Genomic DNA, 23,318 nt, shown 5'->3' on the forward strand with positions numbered 1-23,318 from the left:
TCGAATAACAAGGCCGCGAATGAGGAGATTTTCGGCCAAAGGAGGAGGAACAGCATGTCATCGTCATTTTTCAATCCGACACGTCGCGGCTTCATGGCCGGTACGGCAGCACTCGGCGCGGCAAGCCTTCTGGGTGTCCGGACCGCCTCGGCTGCGGTCGACTGGAAGCGCTTTTCCGGCACGACGCTCGAAGTCAATCTGATCAAGAGCCCGCGCAGCGAAACGATCCTCAAATATCTAAGCGAGTTCGAAGCGCTAACCGGCATCAAGGTCAATGCAGAGGCGACACCCGAGCAGCAGCAGCGCCAGAAGACCACCATCGAGCTGAGCTCGGGCAAGCCGAGCTTCGACGTCGTACATCTGAGCTACCATGTGCAGAAGCGCCAGTTCGAAAAGGGCGGCTGGCTGGCCGATATCAGCGGCTTCATGAAGGACCCGTCGCTCACCGACCCCTCGCTGACGGAGAGCGATTTCGCAGAGGCCGGCCTGACATTTGCCAAGGACTCCGCGGGCGTCATGCGCTCCCTGCCCTTTTCGGTCGATTATTGGATCGTTTATTGGAACAAGGCGCTGTTCGAGAAGAAGGGGCTGGCCTATCCGGCAACCTTCGAGGATATGGCCAAGGCCGCCGAGGCGCTGACGGATAAATCGACAAACACCTACGGCTTCGTCGCGCGCGGCCTCAAAAATGCCAATGCGCCTGTCTGGACGACTTTCATGCTCGGTCACGGTACAACGCCGCTTTCGGCCGACGGCAAGCTGCAAACGGAATCACAAGGGGCCGTGGATGCCGCCAAGCTCTATCAGCGCCTGATGACCAAATCGGCGCCTCCCGGCGTTTCCGGCTTCAACTGGGCAGAAGCACAATCGGCCTTCCTGCAGGGCAAGATCGGCATGTGGCTTGATGGCGTCGGCTTCGCCCCGCCGATCGAAAATCCGGAAAAGTCCCGTGTCGTTGGCCAGGTCGGCTATGGCGTCATGCCGAAGGGACCGAGCGCGCAGGCAGCAGCAACGACCGGCGACGGCATCGGCGTTACGGCCGCCAGCCAGAAGAAGGAAGCGGCTTATCTCTTCTGCCAATGGGCGATCTCGCACGACATGGGTGCGCGACTGCTGCAGGCCGGCGCCGGCGTTCCCTTCCGTCAGTCGATTCTGGAGGACCAGAAGGTTCGGGAAGGCGTAAAGATGCCGGCCGCATGGCTGGATGCCGTCGCCGGTTCCGCCAAGGTCTCGCAGCTTGCCCTGCCCGTCATCATCCCGGTCACCGAGTTCCGCGACATTTATGGCGTCGCGCTGACGAACATGATCGGCGGCGCCGATCCGGCGGCCGAGCTGAAGACGGCAACCGCCCAGTTCGAGCCGGTGCTCGCACGAAGCGAGGGATGATGGCCTCCGTGAGCATCGAAGATACTGCCGCAAAAGCCGCTGCAGGAAGGAGCAAGCCGCAAAGGCTTGCTCCCAACTACTGGCCCTTTGTCGTTCCCGCGCTGATCGTGATTGCTGCCGTCATCGTCTTTCCCTGGGTCTTCACCCTCTGGATGAGCGTGAACAAATGGACGCTCGGCCAATCGCAGAGCTTCGTCGGCTGGGACAATTATGTCCGGCTGGCGACCGACATGCGCTTCTGGGAGTCACTATGGCACACGGTTCTCTATACCGTGCTGTCCGTCGTCGGCCCGTTGATCTTCGGGACGCTGGCAGCGCTTATCTTCGATGCGAACTTTCCGCTGCGCGGGTTTCTGCGCGGCGTCTTCGTCATGCCGATGATGGCGACGCCCGTCGCCGTGGCGCTGGTCTGGACGATGATGTTTCATCCGCAACTCGGCGTGCTGAACTATCTGCTGTCGCTCGTCGGCATCGGACCGCAAGAATGGATCTATAACCAAAACAGCGTCATCCCCTCGCTCGTCCTGGTCGAGGTCTGGCAATGGACGCCGTTGGTCATGCTGATCGTGCTCGGCGGTCTCGCATCCGTGCCGCGCGAACCCTATGAAAGCGCCGAAATCGACGGTGCCAATGCCTGGCAGAAGTTCCGCTACCTGACGCTGCCGATGATCTCGCCCTTCCTGATGATCGCCGTCATGATCCGCGGCATCGACGCGATCAAGAGCTTCGATATCATCTATGCGATGACGCAGGGCGGACCGGGAACGGCGTCCGAGACCATCAACATCTATCTCTACAACACAGCGTTTTCCTATTACGACATCGGCTATGGCTCTGCCATGGCAGTGGTGTTCTTCATCCTGATCGTCGCGCTCTCCTTCATGCTTTTGATGATGCGGCAGCGCACGAAATGGACGGATGCGGAGGGACATTGAGATGAAGCGCTCGACACTCAACCGGATCGGCCTGTTCTTCGTGGCGCTGGTGATCGTTTCGCCGGTCGTGCTGTTTTTCCTCTGGATGATCTCGCTGTCGCTGAAATACGAGATCGACAACGGCGCCTATCCGCCGATCCTCATTCCCGATCGCATCGCCTGGACGAACTACGTCAATGTTTTCCAGGAAAACAACTTCTTCCTCTATTTCTGGAATTCAGTTCTCGTGACGGGGGCGGCCACCCTGCTCGCGCTCATCATCGGCGTGCCGGCCGGCTACGGCATCGCGCGGCTGAAGGCGGAAAAATCGGCAGTCGTCATCATGATCGCCCGCATGACGCCGGGCCTATCCTTCCTCATACCGCTGTTTCTGTTGTTCCAGTGGCTCAATCTTTTGGGAACGCTCTGGCCGCAGATCATCATCCATCTCGTCGTGACAGTCCCGATCGTGGTGTGGATCATGATCGGCTATTTCGAGACGACACCGATGGAGCTCGAGGAGGCAGCAAGTATCGATGGCGCCACGCCCTGGCAGGTTTTCCGCCTGATCGCCCTGCCGATCGCCCGGCCCGGCATCGTCGTCGCCTTCATCCTCTCGGTCATCTTCTCGTGGAACAACTTCGTCTTCGGCATCGTGCTTGCCAGTCGCGAAACCCGCACGCTGCCCGTCGCCGTCTACAACATGCTTTCCTTCGAGCAGGTCAGCTGGGGGCCGCTTGCCGCTGCCGCCTTGATCGTCACGTTGCCGGTCCTTGTGCTGACGATGTTTGCGCAGAGGCAGATCATTGCGGGCCTCACGGCCGGGGCCGTCAAATGATGCGCCTGGTATCCGTGGAGGGACGAAGCAACCTGACGCATTGCGGTGGCCGGATCGACATTGCCAGCGATCCGGCGAACCTGCATGATGCCGACAAAACAAGCGGAAAGCGGTCTTGAGCTCCTCGTCCATCTTCGACCCGCCATCCGGCCGACCCAAGCAGATCCTTTGCGTCGGCGCCGCCGTTCTGGACACGCTTTTTCGTGTCCGCAGTCTTCCGCAGGGTCAGGGAAAGGTCCTGCCCTACGACATGCTGCAGATCGCCGAAGGCATGGCCTCGAGCGCTGCCTATGCCATCACCCGGCTCGGTGGCGAGGCGAGCCTGTGGGGTGCCGTCGGTGATGACGAAATCGGCGAGCGCATCATTGGCGATCTGAATGCCGATGGGATCAATATGCACGGCATGTCGCTGGTCGAAGGTGCCCGCTCCGCGGTATCGACGATCCTTGTGGACGATGACGGTGAAAGACTGATCGTCCCCTTCTACGATCCAAAGCTGCACCACACCGTAAAGGAATTCACAGCGGAGGATATCGCCACTTTCGATGCGGTGCTCGTCGACGTCCGCTGGCCTGCGCTGGCACTTCAGGTTCTCAGAACCGCAAGAGCGATCGGCAAGCCGGCCATTCTCGATGGCGATGTCGCCGCGGACGGGATTATCGCGCAATTGGCCCCGGAGGCGACCCATATCGTCTTCTCCGAACCTGCCGCACAACGCCTGACGGGAACGGACGATGTTCCGGAGATGGTCCGCCTTCTGAAACGAGCATACCGACAATCGCTCATTTGTGTCACAGCAGGAGCCGCCGGCAGCTACTGGTTCAATGATGACGACGGCAAGATCAAGCACTCCCGGACCATTGCCGTCAGGGCCGTCGACACGCTTGCCGCCGGGGACATCTTCCACGGCGCTTTCGCACTTGCAATCGCAGAAGGAATGGCACCGGCAGACGCGATCCGCTTTTCTTCCATTGCCGCTGCCATCAAGTGCGAGGTGTTCGGAGGACGATCAGGCGCACCGACGCGCGCCGATGTGATCCGCCGATCCCATCCGCTTTAGAACCTCTGAGGAGTCGAGCCTCCGTCGGCAGGCGTCGCGATTTTACCGTTGCCGGCCGGGATGATCGTAAAGCCGCCCGCCGCCCATCCTTCAGCCTCCGTGCCGCAGCACTCGCAGGGCAACTGTCCTATCGTTTATAGAGGTGACAGGGTTGTACCCGTCGGTTATACCAATCGCGCCCTCAAACAGGAGGATCGCCAGATGAGAAACTTCGGCACCCACTGACGCTGAACGGCGACGCCGAATTCGGGCTGTCGTTCGGTCCGTCCTTATCTCCCCAAATCCTCTTCAATGCCCACGGAGGGCATTCATGCTACGCCGTTTCTTTTCCTATTATGCGCGCTACAAGACGTTGTTTTTCCTGGATTTCGGCTGCGCCGTGCTCGCGGGCCTGCTGGAGCTCGGCTTTCCGCTGGCGGTCAAGCTCTTCATCGATCAGTTACTGCCAGGCCGCGACTGGGGCCTGATCTTTGCGACGGCGGCTGCGCTGCTCGTCGTTTATGCGGTGGCGACCGGCCTCTCGGCGATCGTCAACTACTGGGGCCATGCGCTGGGCATCTCGATCGAATCCGATATGCGCCGACAGGCCTTCGACCATATCCAGAAGCTGTCCTTCCGCTATTTCGACAACAACCGCACCGGTCACCTGATCACCCACGTCACCAAGGACCTGGAGGAAGTGGGCGAGATCGCCCATCATGGCCCCGAGGACCTGTTCATCGCGATCATGACCTTCATCGGCGCTTTCCTGCTGATGTTCAGTGTCCACTGGAAGCTTGCACTGCTAACGACGACCATCGTTCCCTTCATGACCTGGCTGGTCAGCCGCTACGGCGCGAAGATGACGCTGAACTCGCGCAGCCTGTTCGGCAAGGTCGGCAACTTCAATACGCGCATGCAGGAAACCGTCGGCGGCATCCGCGTGGTCAAGGCCTTCGCCAACGAGCGATACGAAAGCCAGCTGTTTGCCAGCGACAACGAGGACTACAAGGCGACCAAGCTGGACGGCTACGCCTATATGACGGCAAGCATTGCGCTCAGCTATTTCAGCACGCGTCTCGTGCAGCTCGTCGTCATGATGGCGGGAACCTGGTTCGTCATGTCGGGTGAGCTGACCTATGGCGGCTTCATCAGCTTCCTGCTGCTCATCAACGTGTTCTTCCGCCCGATCGACAAGATCACCTCGGTCATCGAGACCTACCCCAAGGGCATCGCCGGCTTCAAACGCTTCCTGTCGCTGATCGACACGGAACCGGACCTCGCCGACCGGCCGAATGCGATCGTGGTCGATCATCTGAAGGGCGATATCGCCTACAGAAACGTCGCTTTCGGCTATTCCGACCAGACCACCATCTTCAAGGATCTTTCTCTAACGATCGCCCCCGGCGAGACCGTGGCCTTTGTCGGTGCGTCCGGCACGGGCAAGACGACGATCTGCTCGCTGCTGCCCCGCTTCTACGACGTAACGGCTGGCAACATCACCATCGACGGCATCGATATCCGCGACATGAGCCAGGCGTCGCTGCGCAGTCAGATCGGCATCGTGCAGCAGGACGTCTTCCTGTTCGGCTCGACCATTCGCGAAAACATCGCCTATGGAAAGCTCGGCGCCACCGACGAGGATATCATGAAGGCGCTGCAGCGCGCCTCGCTCGACGAATTCGTCCGGTCCCTGCCGGGCGGGCTCGATACGCCGACGGGCGAACGCGGCGTCAAGCTTTCGGGCGGACAGAAGCAGCGCCTCGCCATCGCCCGTATCTTCCTGAAAGACCCGCCGATCCTTATTCTCGACGAGGCCACCTCGGCACTCGACACGGCAACCGAATACGCGATCCAGCAAGCGCTGTTGGAGCTTGCGAAAGGACGCACGACGCTGATGGTTGCGCACCGGCTGTCGACCATCCGCAACGCCGACCGCATCATCGTCATGGGTGACAATGGTATTGTCGAGCAAGGATCGCATGACGAATTGCTCGCCCGCCGTGGCGCCTATGCGCGGCTCCACAACGCCCAGTTCGGGCTTTATGCCTGATCTGCCGATGTAATCCGGCGACCTGGAGCCGAGACCCTACGCCTCGGCAACCATCAGGCCCAGGCGGGTCGCGAGAGACCGAGATGATCGCGCAATGTCGTGCCCTCGTATTCAAGGCGGAAAAGGCCTCTCTCCTGCAAAATCGGGACGACCTGATGGGTGAAATCCTCAAGGCCGGCCGGGAAGAAGGGCGGCATGACGTTGAAACCGTCTGCAGCGCCGTTTTCGAACCATAGCTGCATGCGGTCGGCGATCTCCTCGGCAGTGCCAAGCACGATGTGATGGCCGCGGCCGGCCGCCACGCGCAAGGCAAGCTCGCGGATCGTCAGCTTTTCGCGGCGGGCAAGCTCGGTCAACAACTCGGCGCGGCTGCGCAGCTGGTCCGAGATCGGCAGATCGGGCAAAGGGCCATCAAGATCATAATCGGCCAGACTATGGCCAATCCGTTCTTCCAGCAGGGGCATGGCGCTCTTGATGTCAGTCCAGCGGTTCAGGGCATCGAGCTTCTCGCGCGCTTCCACGGCCGTCCGGCCGATAACGGGCAGGAAGCCGGGCATGACGGCGACGTCATCGGGGCTACGGCCGAAGCCGGCGACCCGACCCTTCAGGCTCTTGTAGAAGGCCTGCGCCTCGCCGAGGCTCTGCTGGGCGGTAAAGACGATATCGGCGGTGCGGGCGGCAAGATCCTGACCCGGACCGGAGGAACCGGCCTGGATAAGGATCGGATGGCCCTGCGGCGAGCGCGGGATATTCAGTGGTCCCTTGACCGTATAATATTTGCCGGCGTGATCGAGCACCCGCACTTTGGCGGGGTCGGCATAGACGCCGCTTTCCTTGTCCTTCGGAAAGGCATCGTCAGACCAGCTGTCCCAGAGACCGCGCACGACATCGACGAACTCTTCGGCCACGGCATAACGCTCGTCATGCTCCGGATGGCTCTTGGAGAAATTGGCGGCGGTGCGCGCATAGGAAGTCGTGACAATATTCCAGGCAGCGCGGCCGTGGCTCAGATGATCGATCGAGGCGAAGGCACGGGCGAGATGGTAGGGTTCGCCGTAGGTGGTCGACGCTGTCGCGGCAAGGCCGATCTTGTTCGTCACCATCGCAAGCGAGGCAAGCAGCGTTAGCGGCTCGAAGCGGGCGATCATCGACGGATGCGCGTCGACGCCGCTCGTCAGGCCGTCGGCGAGAAAGAGCATGTCGAACTTGCCCGCCTCGGCGATCTGCGCCACGCGGCGCAGCAGGTCGAAATTCTCACTGCCCGCCTCCGCATCCGGATGGCGCCAGCCGGATACGTGATGGCCGGCACCTTGCAGGAAGAGGCCGAGATGGATCTTGCGGTGCTTGCTCATGGATAGCTGCCTTGGGTTTCTTTAAACAAATGGATCAGTTCAGGCCTTTGGCGAGATGCTCGATGAGACGATAAAGATCATCCTCGCTGTGCATGGCCAGTACGAGATCAGGGACGGCTGATACGGCCTGATGGCTGCCAGTCGCGTCGCGGAATTTCTCCGTAGGGTCGCTGAGGCCTGGCAAGCCCTTGAATTCGCGCACCAGACGGCTTCCGTCCCTGAGCGTGACTTCGGCAATGACGAAGCGTGTCTTCGGATCGTTCGAAAGCCGTGGCGCTCTCTCGTCATGCCGCCGGCGCACGTTCCGTGCTATCGCCGTCAGGTCATCGCGCACCGGCGTCTCGCCGAAATGGCTGATTTTCAGGGCTCCGTCGACCAGGGCCGTCGCGAACACATATTCAGCGCTGAAGCGGGCATCGATGCCGGTCGTCGGGCTGGTGACGACCAATGCCGCATCGCCTCCCGGCGGAAAAGTGATGAGCACGTCTTCAACCAGCCCCGCGCGCAAACCTTCGCCGTGAAGCTGAAGACCGATCATGGCAACCGGATGGCTCGCCGTGCAGCATGGGAAAGCCTTGAGCGTGAGGCCGGGCGCCACGATCTGCCACGGCGCACCCCACCCCTCTATTGCCGCTTGAGGTCGTTGCTCACCAAAGGCAAAGGCCGAAAAGAAGCCGATCGGGTTGTCGAGAAAATCCCGGGCGCCGCCAAAGCCGGCCTTTGCGAGCCTTGCCGAGAGCAGACCGGAGCGGGCGGCCATACCTGCATGATAGGGCTTGGCGTCGTGACCGAACTGCAAGCGCAGCCCGCTCGAATGCGTGGCCGCGAGCCCGAGTGCTGTCGCGGTCTCCGCCATGGAATAGCCGAGTACATGCGCCACAGCCGCAGCGACACCGATCGTGCCGAGCGTCGCGGTCGCATGAAAACCATTCTCGTAGTGACGCATGCCGATCGAGAGGCCAAGGCGCGCCATCGCTTCCAGGCCAACGATATAGCCCGCGATCAAGCGATCGGCCGATAGCCGCTCTTCCGATGCAAGCGCAAGCAGCACGGGCACGATCACCGTCGTCGGGTGGCCGCGCGCACTCGCATGTACATCGTCATAGTCGAGCACATGGCCAGCATGGGCATTGACGAGCGCCGCCGTCAGCGCATCGGTGCGGCGCCCCTGCCCGATGATGACGGCGTCACCCGGGCCTGCCGGCAACTGCTCCAGCAGAATGCGGGTCGTGCGATCGGCTGCACCGCCGAAAGCACAGGCAAGCCAATCGACGATCGCCTTGCGCCCAGCTGCCACGGCGGCCTCATCCCGCAGCGGTTCGGCCAAAACGATCGCTTCGGCAAATGCTGTGGTCAGTGGAAAAGCCGTCTCCATCGTCAAAGCTCCTTAAATGCCTTCACCGTTTTCCAGCGACGCGCGCGCACCGGCAAGCCCGTTGACGAAGCGACGGATGCGCGCGTTCGTCGACGCCTGGAAGATGTGCTCGGGCGGCCCCTGGTCGACGATCTGACCGTTTTCGGTGAAGACCACGACATCGCTGATCTCTTCGGCAAAACGCATTTCATGCGTCACCAGAATGCTGGTCATGCCTTCCTTGACGAGATCGCGGATGACGGCAAGCACCTCGCCGACGGTTTCCGGGTCGAGCGCCGAGGTTACCTCGTCGAACAGGACGAGATCGGGCCGCATCGCCAGCGCCCGGGCGATCGCCACGCGCTGCTGTTGTCCGCCGGAAAGCTGCCCCGGATACATGCTGGCCTTTTCCGACAGGCGCACGCGCGCCAGAAGATCCCTGGCGTGACGCTCGGCTTCGGCGCGATCGACGCGAAGAATACGCATCGGCGCGAGCGTGATATTGTCGAGCACGGAGAGATGCGGAAAGAGATTATACTGCTGGAAGACGATGCCGATCTTCTGGCGCAGCTTGATGCGTTCGGCTTCCGTACGCATCTGGTCGACATGCGCGCCATTGACGGTGATGCGCCCCTTCTGTGGTGCGACCAGCGCGTTGATGCAGCGCAGGATCGTCGATTTTCCCGACCCCGAGGGGCCAATGATCGAAACGGTCTGGCCGCGGGCGACCGTCAGGTCGATACCTTTCAGGACCTCGGTGGACCCAAAGGCGAGATGCACGTCGGCCAGTTCGACGATCGGATTGGTCTGAGCTTGGCTCATGCCGGCTCCTTTAAGCTTTGAAGCGGCGCTCAAGGCGGCGCGTCAGGCTGGAAATGGGATAGCAGAGGGCAAAGAAGGCCGCCATCACGACGAGATAGGCAAGCACGGTGAAATCCAAGCGGCGCACGGCGGTGCTGGCATCGGTCGCGGCATGCAGCAATTCGTGGACACCGACCAGAGAAGCAAGTGCGGTCCCCATGGTGATGGAGGAGAAAAGGTTCATCCAGGGCGGCAGCGAACGACGCACGCATTGCGGCAGGATGATCCAGCGCAGCGCCTGCAGCCGGGAAAAACCGAGCCCCTTTGACGCCTCCCACTGGGTGGTCGGAATGGACTGGATAGCACCCCGCGTGATTTCGGCGACATAGGCGCTTGCGGGGATGGCAAGCCCGATGACGGCTTTCAGCCAATCAGGAAAAGGCAGGTAGTGGCCGAAGACGACGATTTCGAACGGGAAAATATAGGTCGTGGCAAAGATCAGCACGAGATGCGGCGCGTTACGGAAGATCTGGACATAGGCAACGACCGGATAGCGGACGATCTTCAGCGGTGTCAGCTCGAGAATACCAAGCGCCACGCCGACCACTGTGCCGCCGGCCATGGCGAGCAGGCTGATGAGGATATTCATCAGGAAGCCGCTACCGAGATAGGGCAACCATTCAATCAGCACATGCAGCAGCGAGAGATCGGCCAGCAGCCAGGCCGCCGCAAGCGCGACCAATGCCCCGAACAGCCAGAGCAGCCAATTGCTCGAAGGAGCCGATGAGAGCTTTGCCACGCTCATATGCCCACTCCGAAACCGGGCACGGCCAGCCGTTTCTCAATCCAGCGCCCGATCCTGGCGAGAGCGAGATTGATGGCGCTGAAGAAGAGCAGGATGACGATCATCAGTTCGACGACATTGTCGCGCTGCGTCCAGACCATGATCGATGCATAGGTGATCTCGCTGACGGCAATCGCATTGCCCACCGTCGTCAGCTTTACGAGATTGATCATATTGTTGACGATTGCCGGCAACGACGCCCGGAAGGCGAGCGGTATCGAGACGAAACGCAGGATCTGCAGCCGAGTAAAGCCAATCGCTCTGGCCGCTTCTACCGTCTGCTCCGGCACAGCTTCGATGCCGGCGCGAAGCGCATCGGCATGGAGCGCTGCCACATGCAGGCCGACGACGGCAACCACCCAGAAGAACGGCGTCAAAGGATTGTGCTGCGCACCGCCAAGACCATTGGAGACGAACGTGTTCAACACGAGGAAGCTGAACATAAGCTGCACCAGCGTCGGCGTGTTGCGGGTCACTTCGATGAAGGCCCTGACCGGTGCTGCCAAAACCTTGTTTCCAGAAGTGAGCATCGCGGCAAACAGCAGGCCGAAGAGGAGGCTGACCGGAATCAGGAGCACAATGAGATAAAGCGTGGTGATGAAACCACCACGCCAGATCTGCGCTTCATAACCGCTGGCCAGGAACTCGTAATGCAGTCCGATCTTGCCAGTCCAGTCGATGAAGGTCTGAAGAAGCGAACTTCCCATGCAAACCGTTCCTCAAGCGACCGTCGATATCACTTGCCTTCGAGCTTCTTATGCTCTTCCTCAAGGAAAGTCGTATTGAGCAGGCGGTTTGCCTTGGCATAGTCGAGAAGCTTGCCGCTGGCATGCAGTTCCTGAATAGCCTGGTCGAGCGCGTCGCGCGTGTCGCCATCGCCCTTGCGCAGCCAGATCACCGAATCCGACGGAACAAGTTCGGTCGGGAACAGGATCTTGTAGTCCTTCCAGTCTTCCGGGCGATCCTGGAGAAGCAGACCAACCGTCGCGCCGACATGAACGGCCGCGACGCAATTGCCGCCCTGCAACGCCAGCAGCGATTCCGGTTGGCTCGGCAGCGCCTTCACTTCCGCGCCATATTGTTCGATCAGCGGCTGCGTGTAGTTCGAGCCCTGAGAAACGCAAACCGGCTTGCCCTTCAGGTCGCTCCAGTCATTCAGACCGCTATCCTTGCGACCGACGGCGGCGCCACCGCTGCGGTCATAGGGCGTCGGCACGTAATCGAGGATCTTGGCGCGCTCTTCGGTGTACTGCATGTTGGCGATCAGGATATCGACCTTGCCCTGCTGCAGGAACTGCACGCGGTTCGGCGGCGTCACCGTCACCGTTTCGAGCTTGACGCCGAGCTTGTCGGCGAGTGCCTTGGCGATGTCGAGATTGTAGCCCTTCTGCTCCTGGCTTGCCGGATCGATGTAGCCAAAAGGCGCACCCGACAGGATGACACCGACCGTCAGCGCGCCGCGACCCTTGATGCGGTCGAGCGTCGCATCGGCATGCGCGATCGTGGTGAACAGCGCACCGCAGGAAAGCGCAGCGGCAAAAATGGCGGCAGACGTTCGCTTGGCAATATTCATGGACATCGGACTCCTTGTCTGCGCGGAACCTAGAGAGACCAAGCCCGGCAGGCGAGGAATATGGTGCTATTTATCGGCGCTCGGACGCAACAAATTACCTATATAAACGATAGATTTTAATACATTCGATCTGCTAGGAGCGCTGCCCCATGACGCAATCATTGCGTTCACTGAAAATCGAACACACTTAAACCCGCCGCCATTTCATCAAGGCCCAGTGGCCGCGTCACCGGCGGCTCGGCTCTCGCCAGACAGCCTTGACGCTCGCATAGGCGGCAGGCCCGACCGATCAAAACGTCGGCTGCGCCCAATGCTTTTCCATAGATGACCTCGTCGCGATGAGCGATGTCGCAGCCGAGCAGAAGAGCCGAGCGGCGTACCCTCTCGCCGAAATCAGCCTGCGGCCCTTCGATCGTGCGCGCGACCGTCAGAAAGCGGCTGCCGTCCGGCATTTGCGCGGCATCCACCAGGATCTGCCCGGGCTGGGCAAAGGCGACATGGATATTGAGCTTGGGACAGCCGCCGCCGAAGCGCACCTGCGGAAAACCTTGCGCGCCCGCCTTGCGCAGTCGATTGCCGGCCATATCGATCTCCATCAGGAAAAACGGGATGGCTGATGCACCGGGGCGCTGCAGGCTGGTCAACCGCACGGCCGCCTGTTCATAGGACACGCCGAAGCGAGCGCCGAGACCATCGATATCGTAGTGCAGGCGCTGCGCGGCCGACAGATAGGCGCCATAGGGCATCAAAAGCGCATGAGCGGCATAGCGCGCCAGCTCGAAGCGGGCGATGCGATTGGCTTCTGGCGTGGAAAGCTGAAGTGCATCGAGTTCGGCGGAAATCTCTCCCCGCAACGCCAATAGAGAAACCTCCGTGGCGATCTCGCGGAGCTGATCAAATGGCGACAGGCGCTCGGAGAGAAAAAGCCGCATCGAATGTCGATCGTAGCGCCGCCGCAGGCCTGGCATGGAGCGCGCCGGCAGCAGGCGAACGGAGATACCATGCTCGCCCTTCAGCCATGTCCTCAATGCGCCAGCCATATCGTCGCCTGGCGCAAGGCGCTGATGAAGTGTTTCAGCGGCATCCTCGATGCGGGCAAAGAAATTCGGTCGCGACTGCAGGCGGTCGTGAACCTCGTCGAGCGGCAGGCGCGGCGCTGCCACATCGGCAACCCTGCCCTCGCGCGATAGAAGCTCGGCGAGATCCGACAATCTGGCAGCCTGCTCGCGATAGGCGCGATAGAGCCGGATCATGCCATTCGCCGCATTCGGTGCTGCTTCGGCGAACTCGATCAGTTCCTGATCGCCGGGGATTTCGCCTGATAGCAAGGGATCGGCAAAGACTTCGCGCAACTGCCCCGCACTGCCGCCCTGTTCGCCCTGCAGTTCGTCGAGATCGACCTTATAGACCGCTGAGAGTTTCAACAGCAGCTGCACGGTCAGCGGCCGCTGATTGCGCTCGATGAGATTGAGATAGGACGGCGAGATATCCAGCGCCTGCGCCATCGTCGTCTGCGTCAGGCCTAGCCCCATGCGGATGCGTCGAACCCGAGGTCCGGCAAAGATCTTGCGCTCAACCATGTGTCACACCCTTTACAAACCTCCGTCTGGTTAAGTTTTACAAGATTTACAATTTTACTCAGAACCGCTGTCAACGATAGCACATCCTAACCCTTTTATCTAACGGGACCTTCTCGTTTTTCTGGCCGTCACGGCATCGATATTGTAAAAATCGTCATGCAATCGAGATCGATCGGAGGATCGAGAGGAAGTATCGGGAGAATCGCATGACAGACTTTTACAAACTGGTCCCAAGCGCGCCTGCAGGGCGTTTCGATGGTATCGAGCGGCCTTACACGGCAGACGATGTGGAGCGGCTGCGCGGATCGATCGCCATCCAGCATTCGCTGGCCGAGATGGGTGCGAACCGCCTCTGGCAGCTCATCCATGAGGAAGATTTCGTCAATGCGCTCGGTGCGCTCTCGGGCAACCAGGCCATGCAGATGGTCCGCGCCGGCCTGAAGGCGATCTATCTTTCCGGATGGCAGGTCGCGGCGGACGCCAATACAGCCTCGGCCATGTATCCCGACCAGTCCCTTTATCCCGCCAACGCCGGGCCGGAGCTCGCCAAGCGCATCAACCGCACTCTGCAACGCGCCGACCAGATCGAGACCGCCGAAGGCAAAGGGCTTTCCGTCGACACATGGTTTGCACCGATCGTTGCCGATGCCGAGGCAGGCTTCGGCGGCCCTCTCAACGCCTTCGAAATCATGAAGGCCTATATCGAGGCGGGTGCTGCAGGCGTCCATTTCGAGGACCAGCTGGCATCTGAGAAGAAGTGCGGCCATCTCGGCGGCAAGGTTCTGATCCCGACGGCGGCCCATATCCGCAATCTCAATGCCGCGCGTCTCGCAGCTGATGTCATGGGCGTACCGACACTGGTGGTCGCGCGTACGGACGCGGAGGCTGCCAAGCTTCTGACATCGGATATCGACGAGCGCGACCAGCCCTTCGTCGATTACGATGCCGGCCGCACGGTCGAAGGCTTCTACCAGGTCAGGAACGGCATCGATCCCTGCATCGCCCGGGCCGTCGCCTATGCGCCGCATTGCGACCTCATCTGGTGCGAGACGTCAAAGCCGGATCTCGAACAGGCGCGTAAATTTGCCGAGGGCGTGCATCGGGTCCACCCCGGCAAGCTGCTGGCTTACAATTGCTCGCCGTCCTTCAACTGGAAGAAAAATCTGGACGACGCGACGATTGCCAAGTTTCAGCGCGAGTTGGGCGCGATGGGCTACAAATTCCAGTTCATCACGCTTGCCGGCTTCCACCAGCTGAACTTCGGCATGTTCGAGCTTGCCCGCGGCTACAAGGCCCGCCAGATGGCGGCCTATTCCGAATTGCAGGAGGCTGAATTCGCCACCGAAGCCAATGGCTACACGGCCACCAAGCATCAGCGCGAAGTGGGCACCGGCTATTTCGATGCGGTCTCGCTGGCGATCACCGGCGGCCAGTCATCCACCACGGCCATGCACGGATCGACCGAGCATGCGCAATTCAAGCCAGCAGCAGAGTGACATCGAGATCACAGGAGGAGAATGAAATGCCATCGATAGCACGCGTTCGCGAGAGAGCCGAGGAGCAGTCTCTCACCATGAACACCGATCAGCAGGCGGTTATCCGCATGCTGGCCAACGAGTTGCATCGTCTCAATCAGGCGGTGATGAATGCGGTCGAGGCCGGCGTTTCCGTCGAGCTCGTCCGTTCGGCCCGCCATCATGGCGGCAACGGCAACTGGGGTGATCTTTTGATCCCCGTCGTTGTCGCCAATGCCGCGCATCAGGCTTGACGATCATAGTCTCTAGCCAAACTTCTGGCCGTGCCGTCCATCAACGGCCGGCCCGTTCGCTTGGCCCGCGATCAGGGTGCGAGGCTGCCAGCGAAGTCCGCAAACGCCTGCTCGATGACCCTAGCGCTGGCGCCGGAGGCGACGAGAGCTGCCAGCAGGATTCTCGCCTGCCCCGGCCGTAGCGTAGACGAATGAATCGCGCCGGCGTCGGCAAGATCATGCCCGCCGCCGCCGCCGCCATAGCTGGAGACCAGCAATCCATCCGGCACGCGGCTGGAGACCACGACGGGCACGCCGACGCCGGCACAGCGTCTGACAGCTTCGACCAGGCGCGGATTGGCATTGCCCGAGCCGAGAGCTGCGAGAACAACGCCGTGGGCGCCAGCCCTGAGGCTGGCATCCACATGCACCGAGTCACATCCGGGATAGATCGCCACCACATCGACGCGCACGTTGTCGAGCGCTGCCGCAAGACGCGGGCTTGGCGGATTCTCGAGCGGACGCGACTGCCTAAAGGCATCGGTGACATCCGAGGACCGCTTGTAGAGCCCCCAGGCCGGCAACAACCGGCCACCGAAACAGACGAGCACGCCGCGGCTTGCATTGCCCGGATCAATGGCGGCGGCAACGGCGGCGGCCAAGTTGGAAGGGCCATCGGCCTTGGGATGATCGGCGGTGAATTGCGCACCCGTGAACACGACTGGCTTGCTCAGCCCGTGTTGCAAATGAACGAGCAGCGCCGTCTCTTCCATCGCGTCCGTACCATGCAGAATGACGATGCCATCGACGGCGGCATCGCCGAGCAATTCACTGACCTTGTTGCTGATCTCCTGCATGTCGGCGAGCGTGAGGCTCGCAGAATCCCTTGCCATCAGCTCGATCGGTCTGAGATCGACGGGCATGTCGGGAAGCAGTGCCAGCAGGCTTTCTCCCGTCAATGATGGGATGCTGGCGCCGCTGTCGGTGCGTTCGCTTGCAATGGTGCCGCCGGTGGCAATGACTGCCACCAGCGGATTGATCCTTTCAGTCGTCACGCCTGGCCCCGCTCGGCCGCCAACCGGTGGATACGGTCGCGCAGCAAATACCAGCCGATGACCAGCGCTGGCGCGATCAGGATGAGCGACGCGATCGTCCAGGTACCAACGGGATAGTCGAGCGCCATCAGCACCAGCACCGCGAAGAGGAAGACGAGGGTCAGGATACCGGTATAGGGCGCACCGAACATGCGGAAATCCGGACGCGCCATCTCGCCGCGCTTTGCAAGCTTCCAGAGCTTCAGCTGGCACAGCACGATAACGCCCCAGGCGGATATGATGCCGAGCGCCGAGATATTGAGCGCGATCTCGAACGCGGCCGACGGCACGACGGCATTCAGCGCCACGCCAATGACGGTGACGACAGCGGTCACCGCGATGCCGACATAGGGCACACCCGCCTTGTTCATCTTGGAAAGCGCTGCCGGCGCCGAGCCGGAAACAGCCATCGAATGCAGAATGCGGCCGGTGGAGTAGAGGCCGGCATTGAGCGAAGACAATACGGCCGTCAGCACCACAAGGTTCATGATGATATCGGCGCCCTTGATGCCGATCAGCCCGAAGAAGGTGACGAAGGGGCTCTCGCCGGACTTGTAAGCCGTATAGGGCAAAAGCAGCGACAGAAGCAGAACCGAGCCGACGTAGAAGATCAGCAGGCGGGCGACCACCGTGCGGATCGCACCGGGCATGACCTTGCGCGGATCTTCGGTTTCGCCGGCGGTCGTGCCGATCAGCTCGATCGACGCATAGGCAAAGACCACGCCTTGTATGATGACGAAGGCCGGCAAGATGCCATTGGGGAAGAAGCCGCCGCTGTCGCTGATGATGCTGAAGCCCGGCGCATGGCCGGCAATAGGCGTGCCGGAAACAACGAAGTAGATACCGATGGCAAGGAAGCTGACGAGGGCCAGAACCTTCACGAGGCTGAACCAGAATTCGAGCTCGCCGAAGACCTTGACCGACAGAAGGTTCATGACCAGCACGACCATCAGCGCAATCAGCGCGAACACCCACTGATCGATGCCGGCAAGCCAGGGAACGTAATGCTTGAAGAAGTTCATGTAGAGCGCAACGGCCGTCACATCGGCAACCGAGGTCATGGCCCAGTTCAGCCAGTACATCCAGCCGACCGCAAAGGCCATCTTCTCGCCGTAGAACTCGCGGGCATAGGAGACGAACGAGCCGGAGCTCGGGCGATGCATGATCAATTCGCCAAGCGCGCGCAGCACCAGAAAGGCGAAGAAGCCGCAGATCGCATAAACGAAGATCAGAGCCGGACCGGCTGCAGCGAGCCGGCCGCCTGCTCCGAGGAAAAGCCCGGTGCCGATCGCGCCGCCGATGGCGATCATCTGGATCTGCCGCGGCTTCAGCGCCTTGTGATAACCAAGGTCCTCATTATCAGGCGGCCGGCGATCCGCCGGGATATTCTGAATGGGTTCGACTGACATTGCTCCTCCCTTGAGCCGTTTGTCCGTGGACGGGTCCGGGGTGCTCGTTTGCACCCGACAGGATGCCGCTTGCCTTAATCAGGCCGTCGATCGACATTATCGGTCGCCGGTCATGCTGTAATGCTGTCTGACAGATTTTCCCTCTTAGACACAGAGCGGCGGCAGGTCAAGCCGGGCGGCGCTTATTGACGCGGGAACGCGCAGCGGATAACACATTTCAAAATCTGTCTTACAGCTTGACAGATTTAACTGCATTTCGACCATGGGAGGATAATGTGGTCAGGACGCGAAGCGAGTATGACCTGCTGGGCGAAAAGGATATTCCGGCCGAGGTTTATTGGGGGGTGCATACGGCAAGAGCCGTGGAGAATTTCCAGGTCACGGGCACGCCGATCGGACGCTACACGCATCTCATCCGCGGCCTTGCCTTCGTCAAGGAAGCAGCCGCGCTTGCCAATCACGAGCTCGGCCTGCTCAGCACTGAGAGGCTCGATGCCATCGTGCGGGCCTGCCGCGAAATCCGCGCCGGCGAGCTCCATGAACAATTCGTCGTGGACGTCATTCAAGGCGGTGCCGGAACCTCCACCAACATGAACGCCAACGAGGTCATCGCCAACCGCGCGCTCGAACTGCTCGGCCATGCCAGGGGTGACTATGCGCATCTTCATCCCAACGATCACGTCAACCTCAGCCAATCGACCAACGACGCCTATCCGACGGCCGTCAACGTCGCGCTGATTGAGGCGATCGACGGCCTGGCCGCGGCGATGGAGACGCTACGGGACGCGTTCGAGCGCAAGGCCAGGGAGTTCGACGGCATTTTGAAGGTCGGCCGCACGCAGCTGCAGGACGCCGTGCCGATGACGCTTGGACAGGAATTCAGGACCTTTGCCGTCATGCTCGGAGAAGACCGATCCCGTCTGATCGAATCGGCAGCCCTCCTGCATGAGATCAACCTCGGCGCCACCGCCATCGGCACCGGCCTCAATGCGCCGGTCGGCTACGCCGCCCTTGCCTGCGCCCATCTAGTCCGGCTGACCGGCCGTCCCCTGGTCACGGCAAGCGATCTCATCGAAGCAACGCAGGACCCCGGCGCCTTCGTCCATCTCTCCGGCGTGCTGAAGCGCATCGCCGTCAAGCTGTCGAAGACCTGCAACGACCTGCGCCTTCTCTCTTCCGGGCCTCGTGCCGGCATAGGCGAAATCAACCTGCCCGCCATGCAGGCCGGATCGAGCATCATGCCCGGCAAGGTCAATCCGGTGATCCCGGAAATGGTCAACCAGGTCGCCTTTTCGGTAATCGGTAACGACATCACGGTGACGATGGCGGCGGAAGGCGGCCAGCTGCAGCTCAACGCCTTCGAGCCGATCATCGTGCGGTCGCTGTCGGAGAGCATCATGCACCTGACTGCAGCCTGCCATATCCTTGCCGAACGCTGCGTCGATGGCATCACCGCCAATCCGGCCATCATGGCGCAGCGCCTACAGGAATCGATCGGCCTTGCCACGGCGCTCAACCCATTGATCGGCTACCAGGCGGCGACCGCCGTTGCCCGAGAGGCACTAGCCACAGGTCGTACCGTGCCGGAAATCGTGCTTCAGCACGAATATCTGACCGCAGAAGAGCTGTTCGAGGCCTTGCGGCCGGAGCGGCTCGCCAATCTGACGGTCCCTCTCAATGGTGTGGCTGATCCTCGCCGATGATCGTGGTCACCACACGCTTCACCTGACCGAGATGGGCCTCCATCGCCGCGATGGCCTCCCCTTCCGATCCCGCCGCAATCGCCTCAACGATGCGGCGGTGCTCAACATTCGAGGCCACGCGGCGCTGCGCCATCATGTTGACCAGCTCCGACTGCCGCATCAAGGCATCGCGGGCGTCGGAGACGATCTTGGCGAAGACGGCATTTCCCGAGGACGCGGCAATCATGGAGTGGAATTCCGAGTCCAGAGTCACCCATTTCAGGGGATCTTCCTCCAGATCCATTTCATCGCAAAGCGCAAGCAGTCTTGCCAGTTGCGGCTCCGTGCGCCGCAGCGCCGCCCAGCCCGCCGCCGGAACCTCGATGAAGGGACGCGCCTCGATCAGATCGCGCGCGGAATAGCCGCCATAACGCAGCTCCGGTCCGGGCGTCGTCATGACAACATAGGTGCCACTGCCGGTACGGGTCTGCGTTAAGCCGAGTGTCTGAAGCGAGCGGAGTGCTTCGCGGATAATCGGGCGGCTGACACCATAGCGCGCGGCAAGCTGCGACTCGGCAGGCAGCCGCGTCCCGACCGCCAACCGCCCCGATGTAATTGCCGAACGAATATCCTCAAACACTGCCTCGGCAGCGTTTTTCCGACTGATCGGACTTGTATAGGATAACCAATCAGCCACCTCACTCATGGCAGCCAAACTTCACAAACATTCTCCGCTTGTCAAGGATCGAACGGGAAGCGGCGCATGTTCGTCCGGCCTGAAGCGATCCGGGAAAGATAGCCTCAGGCGGAGAATACTCCCGCCGATATCTCGCACTTGATGTCCCCTTCATCCCAATATAAACAAATCCTTATTCCTTTATATGGGAGTCGATCTTGCCCTTACCTCTGTTCGCCTTGTTTCTGGCTGCGTTTGCGTTCGGCACCACCGAGTTCGTCATCGCAGGTATTTTGCCGGATGTGGCTGAGGGCCTGGGTGTCTCGATTCCCTTTGCCGGCTATCTGGTTTCCGGTTATGCGCTCGGAATTGCACTCGGCGGCCCGTTCCTGACCATGGCGACACGACAGGTTTCGCGTCGTACCATTCTCATCGCCCTTACGATCGCCTTTTGCCTGGGGCAGATCGCTTGTGCGCTTGCGCCCGACTTCACCGCGATGCTTATCTTCCGTGTTGCGACCGCCATCGCCCATGGCGCCTATTTCGGTATCGCCATGGTGGTGGCGGTCAGCCTCGTCCCGCAGGCGTTTCGCGGTCGCGCCGTGTCCGTGATTCTCGCAGGTTTGACGGTCTCGAATATTGTCGGCGTCCCTGTCGGCGCGGCGATCGGCGGACTTTGGGGATGGCGGACGACATTTTGGGCTATGACTCTGGTCGGCGTCCTCGCATTGGTCGCGATATGGGCCTTGATCCCGCCGACGAAAGCAGAAGCTCGGCAATCCGGCCATTTCAGCCGCGAGGTGCGCGTTCTTGGCCGTCAGCAGGTCTGGACGTCCCTCATCATGATGCTCGCCCTGATGATCGGGCAAATGGTGCCCTTCACCTACATCACGCCGCTCCTGCGGGAGGTGACAGGCCTCGATGCCATGCTGATTCCCTGGATATTGCTGCTCAATGGTGTCGGGGCGACACTGGGTGTCTTCATTGGCGGTCGGCTATCGGACTGGAGGCTGATGCCCTCGCTGATCGTCATGCTCGCTGTTCAGGCGGCCATACTCGTCGCGCTTTACCTGGTGAGCCCCTACCCCTTGCTGATGAGCCTGACGATCTTCATCTGGGGCGCACTTAATTTCGCTATCGGCACCCCGATCCAGGCTCGCATCCTGATGTGGACCGCCGATGCACCCAGTCTCGCTTCCTCGCTCATCCCGTCAGGGTTCAATATCGGCATTGCGATCGCGGCAAGCATCGGTGCCGCTCTGCTTGAGGGTGGGTATGGCTATCGCAGTTTGCCGGTACTTGGTGCTGTGGCGCTTGCTTTGGCCTGCGTGGTCGCCATGATCTCCGCAGCGAACGAGAAGCGCAGCGGCACCGTCCCGCCGCATGCGGCTCTCACGTAATTTCGCCCGTACGCAGCTCTGGCGCCGGGGCGCTGGTCGTTTGCTGGTCCGTTGCGGGCAATGGGGCATCCACTCAAAGAAAATGAGAAGGCGGCCAACAAGACATTGGCCGCCACCTCCCGTCCTCAGAATGGATAGTGCTGCGCTGGATCTTCGATGGTAACCCATCTCAGATCAGTGAATTCGGCAATCGCTGCCTTGCCGCCGAAGCGACCGTAGCCACTGCCCTTGACACCGCCGAACGGCATTTGGGCTTCATCATTCAAAGTCGGGCCGTTGATGTGGCAAATACCGGACTGAATGCGTCCGGCAACGGCAAGCGCGCGCTGGACATCGCGGCTGAAGACGGCGGATGAGAGGCCGTATTCGGTATCGTTGGCAACACGTATCGCCTCGTCTTCATCGGCGACACGGATGATCGGCTTCACCGGCCCGAATGATTCTTCCGCGTAGACGCGCATATCCGCCGTGACGAAATCGAGCAGCGTCGCCTCGACCACCGTGCCCGTGCGCTTGCCGCCGGCCACCAGTTTAGCACCCTTCGCCTGCGCGTCGGCGATCAGCTCTTCCATCTTCCTGGCGGCATCGCGGCTGATCAGCGAACCTAGCACCACATGGCCACGCGGATCTCCCGCCGGCAGTGCGCTGGCGCGAGCCGCAAGCATGGCGACGAAGGCGTCGGCGATCGCCTGATGCACGATGATGCGCTCGGTCGACATGCAGATCTGGCCCTGATGCATGAAGGCGCCAAAGATGGCTGCGTTGACGGCGCCGTCGATATCTGCATCCTCAAGCACGACAAGCGGCGCCTTGCCGCCGAGTTCCAGCAAAGCGGGCTTCAGATGCCTGCCGCTGAGTTCGGCGATGATCTTGCCCACCTTGGTCGAGCCGGTGAAGTTGACGCGCCGCACCGCCGGATGGGAGATCAGCGCTTCGACGATTTGCGGCGCATCCTCGGGCGCATTGGTGATGACGTTGATGACGCCTGCCGGCAGGCCGGCCTCCACAAGCGCCGTCGCGATCAGCCGCTGCGTGCCGGGGCACTGCTCGGAGGCTTTCAGGATCACCGTGTTGCCGCAGGCGATCGGCATGGCAACGGCGCGCGTCGCCAGGATGACAGGCGCATTCCACGGCGCGATCGCGAGGCAAACGCCGGCCGCCTGGCGGATGCCCATCGCCAGCGTGCCGGGCTTGTCGGACGGAATGATCTCGCCGCCAATCTGCGTCGTCATGGCGGCGGCTTCGCGCAGGATATTGGCGGCAAGCATGACATTGAACCCGGCCCAGGGCGCGGTCGCTCCCGTCTCCTCCATCATCAGCGTCGTGAACTCGCCGACCTTGGCGTCCATGATATCGGCCGCCTTTGCCAGGATCGTACGGCGCTGGCCGGGGCCGGTGCTCGACCAGGCCGGAAAGGCGCTGGATGCGGCTTCGATTGCGGCGGCCACATCCTTAAGGCCAGCCGCCGGCGCCCGGCTTGCCAGCTTTTCGGTAAAGGGGTCCAGGCGGTCATAGGTTCGGCCGCTGGCGGCCGGCCTGTCGGCGCCGTTGATGAGAAGGGAAATATTCATCGCTT

General features: G+C 61.3%; 20 protein-coding genes. 9 read left to right on the plus strand and 11 right to left on the minus strand.

All coding sequences use genetic code 11. The features are described 5' to 3' along the window. Nucleotides 1-54 precede the first annotated feature (54 nt). The 5 genes from ACIQWP_RS27305 (at nt 55) to ACIQWP_RS27325 (ending at nt 6,230) form a co-directional block, all read left to right on the plus strand. Entirely contained in the window at nt 55-1,386 is a 1,332-nt protein-coding gene (locus ACIQWP_RS27305) for an ABC transporter substrate-binding protein (RefSeq protein WP_402794290.1), read from the plus strand. Then, the gene (locus ACIQWP_RS27310) at nt 1,386-2,321 is read left to right on the plus strand and encodes a carbohydrate ABC transporter permease (protein ID WP_402794533.1); all 936 of its coding nucleotides are present in this window, start codon (nt 1,386-1,388) and stop codon (nt 2,319-2,321) included. Before ACIQWP_RS27305 ends, ACIQWP_RS27310 begins: the two co-directional genes overlap by 1 nt. 1 nt (nt 2,322) lies before the next feature. Beyond that, nucleotides 2,323-3,138, plus strand: a complete 816-nt coding sequence (locus ACIQWP_RS27315) for a carbohydrate ABC transporter permease (RefSeq protein WP_402794292.1) — start codon at nt 2,323-2,325, stop codon at nt 3,136-3,138. A 115-nt stretch (nt 3,139-3,253) separates the two neighbouring features. Next, on the plus strand, nt 3,254-4,198 hold the full coding sequence (locus ACIQWP_RS27320) for a sugar kinase (RefSeq protein ID WP_402794295.1): 945 nt from the start codon (nt 3,254-3,256) through the stop codon (nt 4,196-4,198). Nucleotides 4,199-4,508: 310 nt separating this feature from the next. Continuing rightward, a complete protein-coding gene (locus ACIQWP_RS27325) occupies nt 4,509-6,230 on the plus strand; it encodes an ABC transporter ATP-binding protein (RefSeq protein ID WP_402794298.1) in 1,722 nt (573 codons plus the stop codon). Nucleotides 6,231-6,283: 53 nt separating this feature from the next. Here the strand turns inward: ACIQWP_RS27325 and ACIQWP_RS27330 are convergent, their stop codons facing one another. From ACIQWP_RS27330 to ACIQWP_RS27360, 7 genes are all read right to left on the minus strand, one after another. Continuing rightward, nucleotides 6,284-7,582, minus strand: coding sequence for an LLM class flavin-dependent oxidoreductase (locus ACIQWP_RS27330; protein ID WP_402794301.1), 1,299 nt, complete (start codon nt 7,580-7,582; stop codon nt 6,284-6,286). Between the two features lie 34 nt (nt 7,583-7,616). Continuing rightward, nucleotides 7,617-8,957: an MmgE/PrpD family protein gene (locus ACIQWP_RS27335; RefSeq protein ID WP_402794304.1), complete on the minus strand. Its 1,341-nt coding sequence runs from the start codon at nt 8,955-8,957 to the stop codon at nt 7,617-7,619. Nucleotides 8,958-8,969: 12 nt separating this feature from the next. Then, nucleotides 8,970-9,758: an amino acid ABC transporter ATP-binding protein gene (locus ACIQWP_RS27340; protein ID WP_402794307.1), complete on the minus strand. Its 789-nt coding sequence runs from the start codon at nt 9,756-9,758 to the stop codon at nt 8,970-8,972. A gap of 10 nt (nt 9,759-9,768) precedes the next feature. Then, nucleotides 9,769-10,542: an amino acid ABC transporter permease gene (locus ACIQWP_RS27345; RefSeq protein ID WP_402794310.1), complete on the minus strand. Its 774-nt coding sequence runs from the start codon at nt 10,540-10,542 to the stop codon at nt 9,769-9,771. Continuing rightward, entirely contained in the window at nt 10,539-11,288 is a 750-nt protein-coding gene (locus ACIQWP_RS27350; protein ID WP_402794313.1) for an amino acid ABC transporter permease, read from the minus strand. The genes ACIQWP_RS27345 and ACIQWP_RS27350 overlap by 4 nt, the downstream gene beginning before the upstream one ends. A 29-nt stretch (nt 11,289-11,317) precedes the next feature. Further along, the gene (locus ACIQWP_RS27355; protein ID WP_402794316.1) at nt 11,318-12,154 is read right to left on the minus strand and encodes a transporter substrate-binding domain-containing protein; all 837 of its coding nucleotides are present in this window, start codon (nt 12,152-12,154) and stop codon (nt 11,318-11,320) included. A 167-nt stretch (nt 12,155-12,321) separates the two neighbouring features. Then, the gene (locus ACIQWP_RS27360; RefSeq protein WP_402794319.1) at nt 12,322-13,734 is read right to left on the minus strand and encodes a short-chain fatty acyl-CoA regulator family protein; all 1,413 of its coding nucleotides are present in this window, start codon (nt 13,732-13,734) and stop codon (nt 12,322-12,324) included. A 206-nt stretch (nt 13,735-13,940) separates the two neighbouring features. On the opposite strand from ACIQWP_RS27360, the gene aceA reads away from it, so the two are divergent. Both aceA and ACIQWP_RS27370 read left to right on the plus strand, forming a co-directional pair. Further along, nucleotides 13,941-15,230: an isocitrate lyase gene (gene aceA / locus ACIQWP_RS27365; protein WP_402794322.1), complete on the plus strand. Its 1,290-nt coding sequence runs from the start codon at nt 13,941-13,943 to the stop codon at nt 15,228-15,230. A 26-nt stretch (nt 15,231-15,256) separates the two neighbouring features. After that, the gene (locus ACIQWP_RS27370) at nt 15,257-15,502 is read left to right on the plus strand and encodes a hypothetical protein (protein ID WP_402794325.1); all 246 of its coding nucleotides are present in this window, start codon (nt 15,257-15,259) and stop codon (nt 15,500-15,502) included. Between the two features lie 71 nt (nt 15,503-15,573). Here the strand turns inward: ACIQWP_RS27370 and ACIQWP_RS27375 are convergent, their stop codons facing one another. Together ACIQWP_RS27375 and ACIQWP_RS27380 are read right to left on the minus strand one after the other, a co-directional pair. Then, entirely contained in the window at nt 15,574-16,536 is a 963-nt protein-coding gene (locus tag ACIQWP_RS27375; RefSeq protein WP_402794327.1) for an asparaginase, read from the minus strand. Then, complete coding sequence (locus ACIQWP_RS27380) at nt 16,533-17,984, minus strand: amino acid permease (protein ID WP_402794330.1); 1,452 nt, start codon at nt 17,982-17,984, stop codon at nt 16,533-16,535. Before ACIQWP_RS27380 ends, ACIQWP_RS27375 begins: the two co-directional genes overlap by 4 nt. A gap of 275 nt (nt 17,985-18,259) precedes the next feature. On the opposite strand from ACIQWP_RS27380, the gene ACIQWP_RS27385 reads away from it, so the two are divergent. Beyond that, nucleotides 18,260-19,687 carry an aspartate ammonia-lyase gene (locus tag ACIQWP_RS27385; RefSeq protein ID WP_402794333.1) on the plus strand — a complete coding sequence of 476 codons (1,428 nt, stop codon included), beginning with the start codon at nt 18,260-18,262 and terminating at the stop codon, nt 19,685-19,687. Here the strand turns inward: ACIQWP_RS27385 and ACIQWP_RS27390 are convergent. Then, a complete protein-coding gene (locus tag ACIQWP_RS27390) occupies nt 19,659-20,372 on the minus strand; it encodes a FadR/GntR family transcriptional regulator (protein ID WP_402794335.1) in 714 nt (237 codons plus the stop codon). The genes ACIQWP_RS27385 and ACIQWP_RS27390 overlap by 29 nt on opposite strands. Before the next feature lie 188 nt (nt 20,373-20,560). Between ACIQWP_RS27390 and ACIQWP_RS27395 the strand changes: the two genes are divergently transcribed. Beyond that, nucleotides 20,561-21,742, plus strand: a complete 1,182-nt coding sequence (locus tag ACIQWP_RS27395) for an MFS transporter (protein WP_402794339.1) — start codon at nt 20,561-20,563, stop codon at nt 21,740-21,742. Nucleotides 21,743-21,867: 125 nt separating this feature from the next. Here the strand turns inward: ACIQWP_RS27395 and ACIQWP_RS27400 are convergent, their stop codons facing one another. Continuing rightward, a complete protein-coding gene (locus ACIQWP_RS27400) occupies nt 21,868-23,313 on the minus strand; it encodes an aldehyde dehydrogenase (protein ID WP_402794341.1) in 1,446 nt (481 codons plus the stop codon). Nucleotides 23,314-23,318 lie beyond the last annotated feature (5 nt).

The sequence above is a fragment of the Rhizobium sp. NPDC090279 genome, from assembly GCF_044769665.1.
Lineage (GTDB): Bacteria > Pseudomonadota > Alphaproteobacteria > Rhizobiales > Rhizobiaceae > Rhizobium.

Bases quoted from the DNA above. Each gene is read 5' to 3' on its own strand.
- ACIQWP_RS27370 (WP_402794325.1), top strand. From the start codon at position 15,257: ATGCCATCGATAGCACGCGTTCGCGAGAGAGCCGAGGAGCAGTCTCTC.
- ACIQWP_RS27350 (WP_402794313.1), bottom strand. From the start codon at position 11,288: ATGGGAAGTTCGCTTCTTCAGACCTTCATCGACTGGACTGGCAAGATC.
- ACIQWP_RS27325 (WP_402794298.1), top strand. From the start codon at position 4,509: ATGCTACGCCGTTTCTTTTCCTATTATGCGCGCTACAAGACGTTGTTT.
- aceA (WP_402794322.1), top strand. From the start codon at position 13,941: ATGACAGACTTTTACAAACTGGTCCCAAGCGCGCCTGCAGGGCGTTTC.
- ACIQWP_RS27380 (WP_402794330.1), bottom strand. From the start codon at position 17,984: ATGTCAGTCGAACCCATTCAGAATATCCCGGCGGATCGCCGGCCGCCT.
- ACIQWP_RS27310 (WP_402794533.1), top strand. From the start codon at position 1,386: ATGGCCTCCGTGAGCATCGAAGATACTGCCGCAAAAGCCGCTGCAGGA.
- ACIQWP_RS27335 (WP_402794304.1), bottom strand. From the start codon at position 8,957: ATGGAGACGGCTTTTCCACTGACCACAGCATTTGCCGAAGCGATCGTT.
- ACIQWP_RS27345 (WP_402794310.1), bottom strand. From the start codon at position 10,542: ATGAGCGTGGCAAAGCTCTCATCGGCTCCTTCGAGCAATTGGCTGCTC.
- ACIQWP_RS27390 (WP_402794335.1), bottom strand. From the start codon at position 20,372: ATGAGTGAGGTGGCTGATTGGTTATCCTATACAAGTCCGATCAGTCGG.
- ACIQWP_RS27305 (WP_402794290.1), top strand. From the start codon at position 55: ATGTCATCGTCATTTTTCAATCCGACACGTCGCGGCTTCATGGCCGGT.
- ACIQWP_RS27340 (WP_402794307.1), bottom strand. From the start codon at position 9,758: ATGAGCCAAGCTCAGACCAATCCGATCGTCGAACTGGCCGACGTGCAT.
- ACIQWP_RS27400 (WP_402794341.1), bottom strand. From the start codon at position 23,313: ATGAATATTTCCCTTCTCATCAACGGCGCCGACAGGCCGGCCGCCAGC.
- ACIQWP_RS27360 (WP_402794319.1), bottom strand. From the start codon at position 13,734: ATGGTTGAGCGCAAGATCTTTGCCGGACCTCGGGTTCGACGCATCCGC.
- ACIQWP_RS27330 (WP_402794301.1), bottom strand. From the start codon at position 7,582: ATGAGCAAGCACCGCAAGATCCATCTCGGCCTCTTCCTGCAAGGTGCC.
- ACIQWP_RS27315 (WP_402794292.1), top strand. From the start codon at position 2,323: ATGAAGCGCTCGACACTCAACCGGATCGGCCTGTTCTTCGTGGCGCTG.
- ACIQWP_RS27355 (WP_402794316.1), bottom strand. From the start codon at position 12,154: ATGAATATTGCCAAGCGAACGTCTGCCGCCATTTTTGCCGCTGCGCTT.